This window comes from Rheinheimera nanhaiensis E407-8 (genome assembly GCF_000296695.1).
In the GTDB taxonomy this organism is placed as follows: Bacteria; Pseudomonadota; Gammaproteobacteria; order Enterobacterales; family Alteromonadaceae; genus Alishewanella; species Alishewanella nanhaiensis.
In genome coordinates this window covers 98,163-114,030 of sequence record NZ_BAFK01000004.1, presented here as the reverse complement: position 1 = coordinate 114,030, position 15,868 = coordinate 98,163, and the positions used below count along the sequence as shown (strand labels likewise).

At 48.7% G+C, this 15,868-nt stretch carries 15 protein-coding genes; 8 read left to right on the top strand and 7 right to left on the bottom strand.

Annotated elements, in window-relative coordinates:
* Positions 1–88 precede the first annotated feature (88 nt).
* Complete coding sequence (locus RNAN_RS04675; RefSeq protein WP_008219287.1) at positions 89–988, top strand: helix-turn-helix domain-containing protein; 900 nt, start codon at positions 89–91, stop codon at positions 986–988.
* Positions 989–1,109: 121 nt separating this feature from the next.
* Here RNAN_RS04675 and RNAN_RS19540 read toward each other — a convergent pair whose 3' ends face one another.
* Entirely contained in the window at positions 1,110–1,226 is a 117-nt protein-coding gene (locus RNAN_RS19540) for a LysR family transcriptional regulator (RefSeq protein ID WP_369403212.1), read from the bottom strand.
* Between the two features lie 181 nt (positions 1,227–1,407).
* On the opposite strand from RNAN_RS19540, the gene RNAN_RS04670 reads away from it, so the two are divergent.
* From RNAN_RS04670 to RNAN_RS04660, 3 genes are all read left to right on the top strand, one after another.
* The gene (locus tag RNAN_RS04670; RefSeq protein ID WP_008219284.1) at positions 1,408–2,052 is read left to right on the top strand and encodes a hydrolase; all 645 of its coding nucleotides are present in this window, start codon (positions 1,408–1,410) and stop codon (positions 2,050–2,052) included.
* Positions 2,053–2,180: 128 nt separating this feature from the next.
* Entirely contained in the window at positions 2,181–2,813 is a 633-nt protein-coding gene (locus tag RNAN_RS04665; RefSeq protein WP_008219282.1) for an FMN-dependent NADH-azoreductase, read from the top strand.
* 23 nt (positions 2,814–2,836) lie between these two features.
* Positions 2,837–4,627: a monovalent cation:proton antiporter-2 (CPA2) family protein gene (locus RNAN_RS04660; RefSeq protein WP_008219280.1), complete on the top strand. Its 1,791-nt coding sequence runs from the start codon at positions 2,837–2,839 to the stop codon at positions 4,625–4,627.
* 119 nt (positions 4,628–4,746) lie between these two features.
* On the opposite strand, the gene RNAN_RS04655 is transcribed toward RNAN_RS04660, so the two are convergent.
* The gene (locus RNAN_RS04655) at positions 4,747–6,240 is read right to left on the bottom strand and encodes a hypothetical protein (protein ID WP_008219278.1); all 1,494 of its coding nucleotides are present in this window, start codon (positions 6,238–6,240) and stop codon (positions 4,747–4,749) included.
* A 293-nt stretch (positions 6,241–6,533) separates the two neighbouring features.
* Here RNAN_RS04655 and RNAN_RS04650 point away from each other — a divergent pair, with 293 nt between their 5' ends.
* Entirely contained in the window at positions 6,534–7,121 is a 588-nt protein-coding gene (locus RNAN_RS04650) for a TMEM175 family protein (protein WP_008219276.1), read from the top strand.
* Positions 7,122–7,134: 13 nt separating this feature from the next.
* Here the strand turns inward: RNAN_RS04650 and RNAN_RS04645 are convergent, their stop codons facing one another.
* On the bottom strand, positions 7,135–7,755 hold the full coding sequence (locus RNAN_RS04645; protein ID WP_008219274.1) for a response regulator transcription factor: 621 nt from the start codon (positions 7,753–7,755) through the stop codon (positions 7,135–7,137).
* A 26-nt stretch (positions 7,756–7,781) separates the two neighbouring features.
* Complete coding sequence (locus RNAN_RS04640; protein WP_008219272.1) at positions 7,782–9,476, bottom strand: PAS domain-containing sensor histidine kinase; 1,695 nt, start codon at positions 9,474–9,476, stop codon at positions 7,782–7,784.
* A 686-nt stretch (positions 9,477–10,162) separates the two neighbouring features.
* Here RNAN_RS04640 and RNAN_RS04635 point away from each other — a divergent pair.
* The gene (locus tag RNAN_RS04635; protein WP_237739891.1) at positions 10,163–10,942 is read left to right on the top strand and encodes a helix-turn-helix domain-containing protein; all 780 of its coding nucleotides are present in this window, start codon (positions 10,163–10,165) and stop codon (positions 10,940–10,942) included.
* 147 nt (positions 10,943–11,089) lie between these two features.
* Positions 11,090–12,007, top strand: coding sequence for a helix-turn-helix domain-containing protein (locus tag RNAN_RS04630; protein ID WP_008219267.1), 918 nt, complete (start codon positions 11,090–11,092; stop codon positions 12,005–12,007).
* Between the two features lie 3 nt (positions 12,008–12,010).
* On the opposite strand, the gene RNAN_RS04625 is transcribed toward RNAN_RS04630, so the two are convergent.
* The 3 genes from RNAN_RS04625 to RNAN_RS04615 all read right to left on the bottom strand — a co-directional run bounded on the left by RNAN_RS04625 (position 12,011) and on the right by RNAN_RS04615 (position 13,609).
* The gene (locus RNAN_RS04625) at positions 12,011–12,391 is read right to left on the bottom strand and encodes a response regulator transcription factor (RefSeq protein ID WP_008219265.1); all 381 of its coding nucleotides are present in this window, start codon (positions 12,389–12,391) and stop codon (positions 12,011–12,013) included.
* 101 nt (positions 12,392–12,492) lie between these two features.
* Positions 12,493–12,789 (bottom strand): DUF1427 family protein, encoded by a 297-nt coding sequence (locus RNAN_RS04620; protein ID WP_008219263.1) that lies wholly within the window; start codon positions 12,787–12,789, stop codon positions 12,493–12,495.
* Positions 12,790–12,919: 130 nt separating this feature from the next.
* Entirely contained in the window at positions 12,920–13,609 is a 690-nt protein-coding gene (locus RNAN_RS04615) for a hydrolase (protein WP_008219260.1), read from the bottom strand.
* A 360-nt stretch (positions 13,610–13,969) separates the two neighbouring features.
* Between RNAN_RS04615 and RNAN_RS04610 the strand changes: the two genes are divergently transcribed.
* Positions 13,970–15,826 (top strand): amidohydrolase, encoded by a 1,857-nt coding sequence (locus tag RNAN_RS04610; protein ID WP_008219259.1) that lies wholly within the window; start codon positions 13,970–13,972, stop codon positions 15,824–15,826.
* Positions 15,827–15,868 lie beyond the last annotated feature (42 nt).

Below are 15,868 nucleotides of genomic sequence, written 5' to 3'. Positions count from 1 at the left end.
TGACCGGCTGCTTTATTTCTTACTAAGCTTGGCTGGCGGGAAAGAATAATAAGGTGAATGTGACAGCTATTGAACGGGAACCACAACAATGATTGTACCTGAGCATCCGTCTTTCGCCCGCTGGTACTCTGAGAGCAAAGAGGCTCCCTATCTGAGGGCAAAGAAATCTCCCGGAGGTGTGTTGGATTTGCTTGAGGTTACCCGGCCGGGCTGCGATATGTCTCGCCCGGCCCTACCAGACCTTGTTCTGACGCAGGACTTGCTTGGTGGCAGCCGTGTTCGCGGCAACTCGGGTGGGGGACATTTCGATATTGTTAGCAGGAAGAACAGCCTTTATCTTTCAGCACCGAACTTTGCTAATACGCTCTCAGTTGACAGAAACCATCAACTTCGCTGTCTCTCGCTGCCCATTGCGCAGTGGCAGAAGCAGCTGGACGAAGCCACCGGAGGCAAAGTTTCGTTTGATAACCTGCAGATTTACCGGGGGGCTTTTCATTCGCCAATCATTCAATCATCACTCATGAAACTTTGGGCTTTATGCGACCAAGAGGATGGAGTGGTGTCGCGTTTGTTGGCCCGGGCAGCAGGTTACGAGATCCTTGCCGGGTTGTGCCGGTTGAGCGAGACACCATTCACGCAGACAAAAGGGGGCCTTGCTCCGTTGGCAAAACGGCGTGTTCAGGAGTGTATGCGCGCTCGGCTGTCGGAAGATATCAGCCTGGACGAGTTAGCTGCCGAGGCACAGTTGTCACCTTTTCACTTTCTGCGTATGTTCAAACAGAGTGTTGGTGTATCACCACGAGCCTATCTGACCCAACTAAGGATGGAGAGGGCCTGCGAGCTTCTTGAGCAAACAGACCTTTCGATAATTGACATTGCGGGTGAAGTTGGTTACTCATCCAGCCAGGTACTCGCCAGAGTATTCAAAAAATATAAGCAGATAAGCCCCACTGATTATCGTCAGGCAGTTCGCGTTCACAACGGTTGAAAGAAGCTGATGAATGTTGGCTTTAGAGCGCCCTTGTAGACGAACTGAGATGACCTTGTCGCCATCGATAAATTGTCAGTTTTCTGTGCCCTGCATCAGCGCCTGATGCGTAAGAAACTGCTCAGGTGTAGTGTCGCCGGCTAACAATAAATTTGGCAACGCCCAGCCGGCGTGCAGCAGGCGAAACCCCTCCGGCATCAGCAATTGCTATAAAAGTTCGCAGCTCTTCGATGTCCAACTTACCGCCTCCTGGCGCGACACTGAGTGTGCTAAGTCGATACTATATGTTTGGATACTATATGTTTGGATACTATCGCATCAAAGTTTGGAATGACAAACTCCCCTTGTCGAGCGAAAGGGCGTTATCGACGCTCGCGTCCAGGCAATTCAAACTTTTCTAACCTATCAGGGGTATCATCATGAAATTACGTAACGGCCTTAATTCACTGCTTCGTCCTGAAGACTCTGTTCTTGTTCTTATCGACCATCAACCCTATCAGCTTGCCAATCTGAACAGCCACGATCCACAGGCCGTGGTTAGTAACTCGACAGCACTGGCAAAGACCGCCAAAGCTTTTGGTGTCCCAACTATTTTAACGAGTGTCGTTCAGGCTCAAGGTGGCCATATCTTTCCTCATATCACTGATGTGTTTCCGGGGCAGGAGGTTATCGACCGCACGTTTATCAACACCTGGGAAGATAAGAAGGTGGTTGACGCCGTTAAAGCAACGGGGCGCAAACAGCTGATTATTGCCGGTCTTTGGACCGAGATATGCGTTGCGATGCCGGTTATTCAGGCGCTTGGTGAGGGCTGGGATGTGACAGTGATTACTGATGCATCGGGCGGTGTTACTGTTGAAGCGCATGAAGTGGCTATTCAGCGCATGATTGCTGCTGGTGCCAATATGATGACCTGGTTGGCACTGGCGTCAGAATGGCAGCGTGACTGGGCCCGCACCGAGCATATTGCTGAGCTTATCGAAGTAATAAAGTACCATGCCGGTGGCAGCGGTATTGCGTTCCTATGGGAGCAGCAGTTGCTCAATACGCCAGTACCTAAATAAGCGCTGAAATAATAAAGCCCGGACGTTTACTCCCGGGCTTTAACCTTTTCAATTATCCAACCGGCTACTTCGTAGCGGCTCATAAACCTCATCGTAATTTCAATGTTTAACCCAAAGGAGCAACACTCATGAGTAAAATCCTGGTTATAAACAGCAGCCTTTCAGGCGATGCATCAGTGTCACGGTTACTGGTCGCAGAAACCGTTCAGCGTTTGCAGGCAACAGAGCCTAACGCAGAGATTACCTATCGTGATCTGGGTGATGCCGCTATTCCACACCTGACATCGGCTACAGTTGCCGGCATCAGGGCCGTTGCTGAAACACCAGCTGAATTAGCCGCACAAGCGCTTTCGGACGAGCTGATCGCTGAATTAAAGACTGCAGATGTTATCGTGATCGGCGCGCCGATGTACAACTTCAGTATACCAACGTCGCTGCGAGCCTGGTTTGATCATGTACTGCGGCCGCGGGTTACTTTTGCCTATAAAGACGGTTCTGTGCAGGGGCTGCTGCAAAACAAGCGCGTAATCGTTATCGAATCGCGGGGCGGGCTCTATTCTGAAGGTCCTGCTAAAGCGATGGATTTCCAGGAGCCCTATCTGAGGACGCTATTGGGGTTTATCGGTCTAACCGATATCAGCTTTGTGCATGCCGAAAAGATAGGTCACGGGCCTGAAGCACGCGAGATCGCAATAACAACAGCAAAGTCCCGCATTGCGCAAGCCATCACCCCCGGCTTTATGAATGTACTTAACGCCTAAATGGTTGCCTAAGGAGGCTGCGGGTGGATACTTCTGGTTTTAGCCTGGTTCAGGCGGTTGTTTTATTAGCGGCAGCCACTGTTGCTGTACCCCTGTTCCGACGTTTGGGGCTGGGCTCTGTGCTGGGCTATCTGGCTGCAGGTCTTGCGGTAGGTCCTTTCGGTTTGGGGTTGATTAGCAGCCCCGAAACACTATTGCACACTGCTGAGTTAGGCGTTGTCATGTTTTTGTTTATCATTGGTCTGGAGATGCGCCCGGCCAAATTGTGGACCTTGCGCCGGCAGATATTCGGGCTTGGCGTAGCGCAGGTCGCCACCTGCGGTATCTTGCTGACGCTGGTCGCGACGGCGGCGGGGGTATCATTTCCCGTTGCAGTGGTTGGGGCTATGGGTTTTGTGCTGTCATCTACCGCAGTCATTATGCAACTGCTGCAAGAGCAAGGCGAAACAACCTCTGCTGAAGGGCAGCGTTCTATTTCCATCCTGCTGTTGGAAGACCTGGCAATAGTACCTTTATTGGCCTTGGTTGCGCTATGGGGCGCATTAGCCAACCCGGCAGACGCCAACACCGCGCCCTTTTGGCAATCTGCCGCTATCGCCGTTATAGGGTTGGCGGCGTTACTGATAGCCGGACACTGGTTGCTTGATCCGTTTTTCAGGATCATCGCCCGCACCGGTGCACGGGAAGTACTCACCGCTGCTGCATTGCTGGTCGTCTTAGGCTCGGCCGTGTTTATGCAAAGCGTGGGACTGTCGATGGCAATGGGCGCTTTTGTCGCAGGCGTGTTACTTGCTGAGTCTAACTTCCGCCATCAGTTAGAGGCGGATATCGAGCCGTTTCGCGGCATCCTGCTAGGCTTATTCTTTCTGAGTGTTGGCATGTCGCTAAACCTGCAGATTGTTGCCGGTGAGTGGCGCATGGTGTTGGGCGGTGTCATCGTCTTTATGCTGGTAAAGGGGCTTGGCATTTATGCTGTCGCCCGTTTGACACGCACAACACATGCTACTGCTATGCAAAGGACGGCGTTGTTTGCACAAGGCGGCGAGTTTGCTTTTGTCCTCTATGCTGCCGCGACGGCAGCGGGTATATTTGACGGGCGTGCATCAGCCATCATGAGCGCGATTGTCATTATTTCTATGGCGCTTACGCCCATTGTGTTGCTTGTTCAGGCGAAAATGCGCAGGGGAGCGCTTATCACCGATCTTAGCGGTATCGATAAGGCTGATGGTCTGCGCGGTCAGGTGCTTTGTATTGGCTTTGGCCGGTTCGCCCAAGTGGCCAGTCAGGCGTTACTCGCGCAACGTGTCGAACTCTCTGTGATTGAAAGCAACGTAGATATGATCCGATCTGCGGCCAACTTCGGTTTTAAGGTGCATTATGGCGATGGTACGCGTCTGGATGTATTACGGGCATCGGGTGCAGAAACTGCCGAAGTAATAGTGGTGTGTGTTGATAACCCTGAGACAGCAAACCGAATTGTCGAGCTATGCCAATCAGCTTTTCCGATGACCAAACTGTATGTCCGTTCATATGATCGCGGCCATTCATTGCGGTTAATCAAAGCGGGGGTAGCGTTTCAGCTCCGCGAGACATTCGAATCGGCATTAGTATTTAGTAAGGCTGTGCTGACAGGGTTGGGTTTCGAAGAAGAACAGGCAAGGGATGCCATTAACGAAGTGCGTCAGCGTGATGCAGAGCGGCTGGAGTTAGAGCTGATCGGCGGCCTAGAGCGGGGGCGCTTATTTGTCCGCGGCAATTTAGCGGCGCCGGAACCTCTGCCTTTGTTTAAACCGCGACCCAAGAGCAAGGAGTAACTGCGTCAGAGTTTCAGGCCTGGTACCAATTAGTACCGGCCTGACGCCGTTAAATCAGAAAAATTTAAAGTCTCAAAGACGGCTGTCTGAAGTGTCAAAGCTGGCAGCGCTAAGTCTTATTACCATTGATATATTGTTGCCAGGTCGGCTCCTTCACTCAAGTTTAGCTTTGGTATGCTATCGTTGATTTCAACATTGAATGCGTCTATCAGCTTTACACTGTTAAAATCAATAGGGATCCCTTCTATCATAAACTGTTTTACTTGTTGTGATAGCGCCGCTTTGTCGATATAAGTAGCGCCTGCGCTTATAAAATCATCAACAGTTAAAGCCTCATCCTTACTTTTGGCCTTTCTATACCGGTAGAGGTCAAGCAGCATATTCCTCAGGGTGAATTTTCCATTTGACGCCAACCTGATTTGGTTATCCAGATAAAAAGCGTAGATAAGACCCCGTCTGTAGGGAAGTTTTCCATAATTGGCATAGTCGGTCCAATAATTTGCGGCAATGGCATCATTAGGTGCCCCTTTAACCTCGCTCTCGTAATGCTTTTTTAGCGTCTCTTCGTTCAGGTAATGCAGAAACTCCTCTTGCCCGTAAATTTTGCTGTTTGCCAAATTAATGAGCGTGGTGTAGTCGTTAAACCCTTCACCAAACCATTGATGATCAAAACTCGCCTTACCCAACATCATTTTTATCCCTACCCAGGTGTGGGCGGTTTCGTGTGCTGTTACATACTTTTCCCAGGTACCAAATGCTCTTCCCAGCTTCATTACAAAGCCGTTTCTGATCCCAAAGCCACCTGCTCCTATTTCTTTTTGATTATTTTGCAGTGCCGATGCGGCTAAAAAATAGAACGGAAAATCAGTATCGTTCCAAAATCTGTGGATGCTCGGGAAATAGCGTTCGAAAAAAGGGCTGAGACTGCCCTGCAAGTCATTGCCATACTTATCTTCTTTCGTAGTCACACTATAATAGGGAATTCCCATAACATTGTATTCCCTAACATCAATATTGCTCCCCATAACAAAATACACCATTTCAGAAACCTGGTTGTAATAGGCTGAAAGTTTTTGCGATGGATCAGTTTGAGACGGAACAACGGAATTGAAATAGTTGAAGTTTTCCGGATGATCACGCCATATGAAGGATACCAACGGATTACTTTCATCGGTTATTTCCAGGGTAAATTGCTTATTTACCAGGGTTAAGAATCCTTTGCTGATAACTGGCCTGAACAGTTCCGTTTGAGATGCTACCGTTGGTTGAGACTCGTTAAACGAACCGTCTATTTCATAACGGAGCTGGGGTACTTTAGCCCCGTTGTGATAGACGGTGATCTGTCTGGTCGCAGAGTCAATCCTGACCACTTCAGGCTCGCTAACACGGATATTTTTGATGACGTTAAATATATCATTCTGCCCGCCAAAACTAGGGTCTCCGAATACAAATACAGTACTGTCTTTTTGCGATGCAGAATACGTCAGTTCGACCTCCAGTATTGAGGTGTCTCCGTCCCAGCTGAGCACATAATCCATATAGGGCTTTTGTTGCGCATAAGCATGGACAACAAAAGTGGACAGAAGAACCAATATTAAATAAATTGTTTTCATCTTGATAAGCCTTATGAACTAATTTTGATAAAGTCGTCTGTACTAAATAGCTGCTCCTAACAATAGTTCCCCATAGCTGGTAACGCAGTGTAATTTCTGCGCTCAGAGCAATTGCCAAAAAGAAATCATCGGCAACCACGCTGAGTATAAGCAGAATAACATCAATCAAATCTGAAAATACTATGCCTAGGTATAGGTTCATTTGATGCTCTGTTGAAGTAAAGTGATAGCCGTAGCAATTAGGTTTTTCAGCATGAATTTGAGATTTATCATGGCAGATATAGGTGGGGGTTATGGGTAAAAACAGACTGGAAGCCCTGTTTGATGGTGTGCTTGCCATTGTTATCACTATTATGGTGCTGGAAATGCGCAGTCCGGCCGGCCACAGCTTAGAGGCATTGTGGCCTTTGGCGCCGGTGATATTCAGTTATGTGATGAGTTTTATCTACCTGGGCATTTACTGGAACAACCATCATTATATGTTGTATGTCTGTGACAAAGTGACGGGGTCTATGCTGTGGGCCAATCTGCATTTGCTATTCTGGTTGTCTTTAATTCCCTTCACCACCGCATGGATGGGGGAAAGCCGTTTCTCAGCTCAACCGGTTGCTTTGTATGGTTTTGTCTTGCTGATGGCCTCTGTAGCTTACTGGATACTGGAATACCGAATTATAGTGTCGCAGGGCGAGCAATCTAAGCTGAAATACGCGGTAGGAAAAGATTGGAAAGGCCGTTTATCTATGCTGTGTTATCTGCTGGGTATACTGTTATCTTTTGTTTCTCAGTGGCTGGCTTTAGCTATTTATATTGCTGTTGCCATGCTTTGGTTAATCCCCGATCAGCGCATAGAGCGCAGTTTGAAACACGATACTAACGGCTAAATAGCCAGATATTTCAGCGACCTCTGGCCTGAGCAATATGCAAGCGTTCAGTAATACGCACCAGATCGGTAATTGATTTGGTTCGCATTTTGTCCATTATCTGCCTTTTATGCACTTTTATGGTAATTTCACTCACTTCCAGTTCAGCCGCAATTTGTTTGATCAACAAACCGCCAATAATGAACTCCAGTACCTGTTGCTCACGTGGTGTCAGCGAGTTATAGCGGGTTGTCAGCTCGTTTTGTTCAAGCCGCAGCTGCAGATTTGCTTGATCAGATGCTAAAGCTTCATTCACGGCGGCTAATAACTCGTCCGGGTTAACCGGTTTGGTCAAAAACTCTCTGGCCCCCAACTTCATCGCCTGCACACTCAACGGAATAGAGCCATGACCCGTGATAAAAATCACCGGCATCCGGGCGTCCTTATCAGTTAATTGCTCGAGAATGTCCATACCCGTAATATCGGGCATCTGCATATCCAGTAGCAAACAAGCCGGAGCTTGTGGCATGTCGCTACAAAGAAAGTCTCTACCAGATGCAAAATCCCGCACTTTATAATCAGCTGACTGCAGCAGCCTTACCAGCGCTGCTCGCACCGGAGCTTCATCTTCCACTACCATAACCAAGCCACTCATTTGTTTCCTCCGCTTGGTGCTTAGCTTTAGTTTTTGGCTAAGGGGATAGAAAATGTAAACACGCTACCTACAGGCTGACGTAGCGCTGCAGATAATGTGCCGCCATGCATCTCGACAATAGAATGGCAAATTGCCAGCCCCATGCCCATGCCATCTTTCTTAGTAGTATAGAAGGCTTCAAATAAACGGTCTTTTATCTCATCACTAATACCTGGCCCGGTATCTTCGACTTTGATAAAAATATCCTGCTCATCTTTTGTAAAAGTGGAGATGGTTAATACTCTTTGTCTGTTGCTGACTTCACTCATTGCCTCTATGGCATTCATTAGCAGATTCAACATCACCTGCTGTAATTGCACTATATCACCACGAATATGTGACAATTGCGCATCCAGATGCAGTTCTAATAATACCTGGCGCCTTTCAATTTCGCAGCGCGCTATGGCCAGAATACATTTCAGTGCATCATGTATATCCAGCACACTCAGCGATGCTTTGGTATTTTTAGTCAAAGTCCGCAGGCTTTGCACAATTTGTCCTGCTCTTTGTCCATCGGCTGCAATCGCCTGTAAACTGTTGCTGACTTGTTGTAAGTCCGGAACCGGACGGTGCAGCCAGCGCAAACCTGCGCCGGCATTGGCGGCAATAGACATTAGAGGTTGATTAATTTCGTGGGCAATAGACGAGGTTAATTGCCCCATGGTGGTAATACGGCACATCCGGGCTAAATCGTCCTGGGCGGCACGTAAGGCATTCTCCGAAGCATGCTTTGCCGTCACATCATTCACTGTGCCAACATAATCAACGAGTTTGCCAGCGCCAAAGACCGGGCAACCTTGTCCGGTCAAATACAAAACGCTACCGTCGGCTTTTAGAATACGGTATTCCACATTGATGGCTGTTTCCATTTGCACGGCGTAATGAATGCGGTCTAACACCGATTTTTTGTCATCCGGGTGAATACATGCCGCAAAATCAGCAAATGAAATAGTGCGGTGTTCAGGGGCTAAATCAAAGATGTGGCAAAACTCTTCTGAGCAAACTAAGGTGTTGGTCTGCAGCTCCCAGCGCCAGCTACCGGTTCTGCTGATTTGCTCACCTAAAGCCAAGGATGTATCGGCAAGCCTTAATGCCCGCTCCAACTTCAGCCGCTGCTGGTTCACTTCATCGATACCAATCTGTAAGCGGGTAGCTTCTATCGCCGCTGCAGCGTGAGCTGCCAGAATAGCCAGTACATTCAGGTATTCATTACTAAACAGCTTGTCATTTTCTCTTAGCTCAATATAAAAAATTGCCACTAACCGATCCTGTGTAATTGCCGGTAGACAAAGGGCAATGACACCGGAGACGCGCTGAAAATAAGGGGCGGGATCATCAGGTCTGCTTTGCTGGCCAACGTTGGCATACAGCAGTTTGTGTGTTTGGATAACAGTATTAATCAGGGGCCTGGGTAAATCATCCCAATTAGCTTCACACTGCACAGACTCAATCATCAGACCTTCAGAGGTGGTTTGTGCTCTTGCTTCCAGTATCACGCTATCGTCTTGTGATTTAAGCAGGAATACCCGCTGTGCGCCGGCCTGTTCAATAATAATGGTTAACAGTGTTTGTAATAACGCGGCATAATCTGTTGCTTCGCAGATAGCTTTGGATGCGTGAAGCAGAATAGTTAAGTGCTGGCTGGTGGTATCGTCAGAAATGCGTAGTTTTTTACAGTTCATAGGACCCTAATGCAATGCCTGCGGCAAGGCACCCTCCAGGTTGCAGGGCTGTGTATTCTGTCGGCCAGTCGTGATAGCACAGTATGGCCTGCTGTAAACAGGGTATTGCGGCACCGATGCCGGGAGAACAGCCCGTTACGATTGTATTCTTGCCTTTGGGGTTATTCATGTTTTCTTCCCTCTGCCTTGGTTACTTACCCGGGGTTGATAGGCTCGCACAGATAAGTCCGGGATAAATTACCCTTAAGTCCGACTGAAAAGTGCGTTTACGGCACGACGAGTATGTTTGGCGGCACTTTTAAACCTGGTTCACGCTGTACACAGGCTCTATTCAGAGCTGGAGATGCGGTTGTTTTTCCACTCCATTACTATAGCCGGAGGCGGAAAATAGTGCGTTGCAGTAATTGCGGTCACGTTGCCGATATTGCGGAATAATCATTAATTCAGATGGAAGGCAAATTCGTTTTTGCATCCATGTCGGCTATACTTTAATAATTATTTTTTTCTAACTAGCGTTTAAATTGCTGATTGATAACAGGAATGTTTTACGCAAATAATGGGCTGATTGTTTCACTGAGTTCACTGCAATGAGCAAAGCTACCGATTTGTCATTCACACAATGGTACTGTGAGGGCCCAAACGCATCATATGTACGCGCGCGAAAAGCACCGGGAGGTATCCTCGATTTGATCGAGATCGCCCGGCCAGCCGGTGACATGTCTCGCCCGGCGGTACCAGAACTTGTTTTATATCAGGATCAGATAGGTGGCGGCTGTGTTCGGGGCAACGCCGGAGGTGGTCCTTTCAAACAGTTAAGTGACAAGGGCGCGCTCTATCTTGCTGCACCGAATTTTGCCAATACTGTCATCGCCAGCACCTATCATAAGCTGCATAGCTTATCTTTCCCCGTGGCTCACTGGCAGGATGTACTTGACGAAGCTGGCGGTGGCTCGGTAGATGACTTACAACTGTACCGGGGATCATTTCACTCGCCGGCCATCCAATCAACGCTGCGGAATCTTTGGGCTTTGGCAGAAGAAGAGGGCAGGCCGTCACGTTTGCTGGCGCGAGCCGCAGGTTGTGAGATACTGGCCGAACTGTGCCGGTTAAGTGGAGCACCATTAATTTCGCCGAGGGGCGGCCTTGCTCCTTCGACAATACAGTGTTGTCAGGAGTTAATGCACGCACGGCTATCGGAAGACATCAGCCTGGACGAGTTGGCCGCAGAGGCACAGTTGTCACCCTATCACTTTGCCCGTATGTTTAAGCAAAGTGTTGGTGTACCGCCCCGCGTTTATCTGACGCAATTGCGTATGGAGAAAGCCTGCGAACTTCTTGCGCTGACGGATCTTCCAATTACGGATATAGCCATTCAAATTGGCTACTCGTCCAGCCAGGTACTTGCCAGGGTGTTCTTTAAATATCAGCACATGAGCCCGACTGCGTATCGTCGTGCTGTTCGCTGAATGCGGTGCTTTGGTAGCTAATACTGTTTTTTGTTTTCCGCCTACAGTGTATCTGGTCAAGGAGTTTGATGAGCAATGGATTGACACTGAGTTGGTAGATACGCATGACGACGAAAATGTCACGGCCATTTTACAGGATACACCGCAATGAACGAACCTACCGCCTTGTCATTTAACCAGTGGTACTGCATGGGGGAACAGGCAGCCTACGTGCGGACGAGCAAATCGCCCGGCGGGATCCTGGATTTGCTTGAAGTTGTGCGACCTGCCGGGGATATGTCCCGGCCGGCTTTGCCGGAGATTGTCTTGTATGAGGACTTACTCGGGGGGAGCCGGGTTGTTGGCAATTTGGGCGGGGGGCGCTTCGATCTGAGAAGCGAAAAAGGCGGACTTACTCTGGCTGCTCCGAATTTTGCCACTGCAGCGGTTATGGAGCAAAGCCATCAGCTTCGTAGCCTGGCGTTCTCGATGGATAAATGGAAAGGGGTGCTGGACGAAGCGACAGAGGGGAGGTTCTCCTTCGACAATTCCTTTCTTTATGGTCGGGTGTTTGATTCACCCGCTATTCGGGCAGCTTTACGGAAATTGTGGGCGTTGTCTGAAGAAGAAGGGGCCCCTTCGCGTTTGTTGGCTCAAGCTGCCGGTTGCGAGATACTTGCCGAACTGTGTCGGATCGGCGGGGCACAGTTTACTCCGGCAAAGGGCGGCCTTGCGCCTTGGGCAAAACGGCACTGTCAGGAGTTTATGCGTGCGCGGCTGTCGCAAGACATTAGCCTGGACGAGCTGGCGGCTGAAGCACAGCTGTCACCTTATCATTTCGCCCGGATGTTCAAGCAAAGCTTTGGTGTACCACCACGCATCTACTTCACGCAATTACGGATGGAGAAAGCCTGCGAGCTTCTTGCTTTAACGAACCTGACACTCACGGAGATCGCCTTTAACGTAGGCTATTCGTCCAGTCAGGTACTGGCTCGGGTGTTCTTTAAACATCAGCAGCTGAGCCCGTCCGATTATCGCCGGGCGGTTCGGGGGCAGTCTGGCTTTGTACCCGGTGCACTAAAGTAAAATTCAGGCTTTCAGAGTATTGTCTATCGTTCTGAGCAAAAGCTCCACGTCCACCGGTTTTGATAGAAATAAAGCAGCTCCGGCACGGGCGATCCGCAGTTGGGTATTCAGATTCGCATTGCCTGAGATAAACGCAGTAGGAATATTCACTTCGATAGCACGTAACTGCTCAAACAACTCAATACCACTAATACCCTTTAGTTTCACATCAAGCACCATAAAACTTAAGTGAGATAAAGTGTTGCTTTGCAATACCTCTTCGGCTGATTCAAATAAGATAGTTTCATAGCCGACTGAGCTCAACAAGTTGTTTAACCCGGCACGGACAGACAGATCATCATCAACAATTGCAATCAAATCTCTTTTGTTATCAAGTTGCTGCATATGACTCCTATACTGCTAAGCAAGTAAAGATCCTCTGGAGTCCGTAGCCTTGAATCGATTATTGCAGTTGTTCAGCGCTCACTTAATCAACACATCAGGTGTTAGACATCGTCTTTGGGATTAGCATCTTTTTCTGTTTCTGCTTTAGAAACTAAAGTTGCCGGCGTGCCGGTAATTTTAGGAACACACTCGGTTTTGAACCATAGCATAGTTAACGGCTGCCCTATTATCAATTTTTTAACCGCGGGTACAATTTGCTCACCAATTAACATGCCGAGCAAACCCAGTAACGCGATAGCCGGCGGGGCAGGCGAACGCACGTGCAATAAGGCATAAATAATACCAACCAGTAAACCGACACCGAGCGACAGCAGATATAATTTCATATAAGGCTCCATTGAAATAAATGCTTAAATACCTAAGGCTATGCGGTTCTATCCAATTTGTAACCACAGGCACAATGTTTTGTCGGCAGATGATCCCGCCTTTACTGTGCAGCAAAGACGGGATTATCAGGCAAGCGGCAAATTATTTAGTGGCAGCTACAGGAGGCAGCGTTTCATGAGTCCCGGTAGCGCGTTGTGGCGCTTTATGCACCATGGTATAGGCGTAATCCACCCCCATACCGTAAGCGCCGGAATGCTCTTTCACCAAAGCCATAACAGCATCGTAACTATCTTTATGAGCCCAATCACGTTGCCATTCTAATAGCACCTGCTGCCAGGTCATCGGCACTACTCCGGCCTGAATCATGCGCTGCATTGCATAATCGTGAGCATCTTTGCTGGTACCACCTGAGGCGTCTGCAACCATATAAATTTCATAGCCGCCTTCAAGCATGGCGCACAACGCAAAAGTGGTATTACAGACCTCGGTCCATAAGCCCGCGACAACGACTTTCTTTTTACCATTCTTGGCTAAAGCGTCACGCACTTTTTGATCGTCCCAGGAGTTCATCGAAGTCCGCTCTAATATTGGCTTACCGGGAAATACGTCTAATAATTCCGGATAGGTATAGCCAGAGAACCCCTGCGTTTCTACCGTAGTAATGGTGGTAGGAATGTTAAAAATTTTGGCTGCTTTAGCCAGGCCTACAGTGTTGTTTTTCAGAACTTGTCGGTCAATCGACTGCACACCAAAAGCCATTTGTGGCTGGTGGTCGATAATAATAAATTGACTGTTTTGTGGGGTTAAAACTTCAAGTTTTGGATTTGCCACGATTAAACTCCTTATAGGCCAGTTCCGGTCCGGCTTAATACCGTTAATGGACCTGATTGATAAAGCCACTGTGCCAAACACAAGTTCGCAAATTACTAAGACACGAAGACGTGATTGTGCAATGGATTGTTGTAAAAGCACCAAGCGTTATTTTGGCAACCGCTGTCAAGACGCCACCTTGTTAGTCTGCATAAATTGTCAGAACTGTTCATATACTAGAAGCGCTTTATGCTTTTCACCATTATCCGTTTGTATAGCTATGCAAATGGAGGATTCTTTACCAAACTTCTAACATCAGAAAATCTTAATCGCCACTTGTGTAGCAATGTGCACGACACTAACAATACCGGAGTCTTACTAATGGACACGTCTACAAATCAGGACCTTATTCTGATCAATGGTCACTTCCACACCATGGATAAAGCACAGCCAAAAGCCAGCGCCGTGCTTATCCGCAACGGCAAATTTGTGGAAGTGGGGGCAACGGCTGATGTACTGCGTCATCAGAATGAACAAAGCCGGGTAATTGACCTGAAAAATCATACTGTAATTCCGGGTTTAAATGATTCGCATATACACCTGATACGCGGTGGCTTAAATTATAATCTGGAGTTACGTTGGGAAGGCGTGCCGTCAGTTGCAGACGCACTTACCATGCTACGTAATCAAGCTGATCGTACACCTCAGCCGCAGTGGGTACGGGTAGTCGGGGGCTGGACGGAGTTTCAGTTTGCAGAAAAGCGCATGCCAACGCTGGATGAAATTAATAAGGCTGCGCCGGAGACACCGGTATTTTTGCTGCACCTCTATGACCGGGCGTTATTAAACCGTGCTGCGTTAAAAGCCGTGGGCTATACCAAAGACACGCCCAACCCACCTGGTGGTGAAATTCAGCGCGATGCAAAAGGCAACCCAACCGGTATGTTAATTGCGCGCCCGAATGCCCTGATCCTGTATGCCACTTTGGCTAAGGGCCCGACATTGCCACTGTCGCATCAAATTAACTCGACCAGGCAGTTTATGCGTGAACTTAATCGTCTGGGTGTTACCAGCGTAATTGACGCCGGCGGCGGCTTTCAGAACTATCCGGATGATTATCAGGTGGTGGAACGGCTGGCAAAAGATAGGCAGCTGACAGTACGTATCGCCTATAACCTGTTTACCCAAAATAAAGGCGCGGAGCTGGAAGATTTCCAAAGATGGACTCAGCTGGTAACGCCTGGTCAGGGCGATGATTTTTACCGCCACAATGGTGCCGGTGAAATGTTAGTGTTTTCAGCCGCTGACTTTGAGGACTTTGTTGAACCCAGACCGGACTTAGCTGATGACATGGAGCAGCAACTGGAGGAAGTGGTGCGGCATCTGGTGGAAAACCGCTGGCCCTTCCGTTTACATGCTACCTACAACGAATCGATCAGCCGTATGCTGGATGTATTTGAAAAAGTAAATAAAGACACCCCATTTAACGGCTTGCGTTGGTTGTTCGATCATGCCGAAACCATCACAGAGAAAAATATCGAGCGGGTGCGTGCGTTAGGTGGCGGTATCGCCATTCAGCACCGTATGGCTTTTCAGGGCGAATACTTTGTCAGGCGTTATGGCCAGCAAGCTGCGCAAAACACGCCACCGGTAGCAAAAATGCTAGAAATGGGGGTGCCTGTTGGCGGTGGCACAGACGCAACGCGGGTTGCCAGCCATAATCCGTGGACAGCATTGTATTGGTTAGTGTCGGGTAAAACAGTCGGCGGCATGCCGTTGTATCTGGACAAAGACTGTTTGCCGCGCGATACCGCCCTGGAACTCTGGACCGCAGGCAGTGCGTGGTTTTCTGGTGAAACAGATAAAAAAGGCAGAATTAAAGCAGGGCAACTGGCTGATTTAGTGGTGTTATCGGCTGACTTTTTTACCGTGCCGGAAGAAGAAATTAAAGGCATTGAGTCGGTGCTGACGGTAGTTGATGGCAAAGTCGTTTACGCCGCTGACGATTTCTCCACTCATGGCCCAACGCCTATTCCGGTGATCCCTGAATGGTCGCCTGTGACAATGTATCCCGGGCACGCCAGAGTGCATCCGCAGTTGAACTGTTTGCCACACCAGTGTGCCGGCTCTTGTGGTGTACACGGCCATTCACATGATGTGGCGCGTCGTTCAAATATGCCGGTGTCGGATCATAACTCGTTTTGGGGTGTGTTAGGTTGCAGCTGTTTTGCGTTCTAAGGACAGCAGCTGAACAAATAACACTAACTACCCCGGCTTTTA

Bases quoted from the DNA above. Each gene is read 5' to 3' on its own strand.
- RNAN_RS04675 (WP_008219287.1), top strand. From the start codon at position 89: ATGATTGTACCTGAGCATCCGTCTTTCGCCCGCTGGTACTCTGAGAGC.
- RNAN_RS04655 (WP_008219278.1), bottom strand. From the start codon at position 6,240: ATGAAAACAATTTATTTAATATTGGTTCTTCTGTCCACTTTTGTTGTC.
- RNAN_RS04645 (WP_008219274.1), bottom strand. From the start codon at position 7,755: ATGAGTGGCTTGGTTATGGTAGTGGAAGATGAAGCTCCGGTGCGAGCA.
- RNAN_RS04650 (WP_008219276.1), top strand. From the start codon at position 6,534: ATGGGTAAAAACAGACTGGAAGCCCTGTTTGATGGTGTGCTTGCCATT.
- RNAN_RS04640 (WP_008219272.1), bottom strand. From the start codon at position 9,476: ATGAACTGTAAAAAACTACGCATTTCTGACGATACCACCAGCCAGCAC.
- RNAN_RS04610 (WP_008219259.1), top strand. From the start codon at position 13,970: ATGGACACGTCTACAAATCAGGACCTTATTCTGATCAATGGTCACTTC.
- RNAN_RS04630 (WP_008219267.1), top strand. From the start codon at position 11,090: ATGAACGAACCTACCGCCTTGTCATTTAACCAGTGGTACTGCATGGGG.
- RNAN_RS04670 (WP_008219284.1), top strand. From the start codon at position 1,408: ATGAAATTACGTAACGGCCTTAATTCACTGCTTCGTCCTGAAGACTCT.
- RNAN_RS04625 (WP_008219265.1), bottom strand. From the start codon at position 12,391: ATGCAGCAACTTGATAACAAAAGAGATTTGATTGCAATTGTTGATGAT.
- RNAN_RS04620 (WP_008219263.1), bottom strand. From the start codon at position 12,789: ATGGAGCCTTATATGAAATTATATCTGCTGTCGCTCGGTGTCGGTTTA.
- RNAN_RS04665 (WP_008219282.1), top strand. From the start codon at position 2,181: ATGAGTAAAATCCTGGTTATAAACAGCAGCCTTTCAGGCGATGCATCA.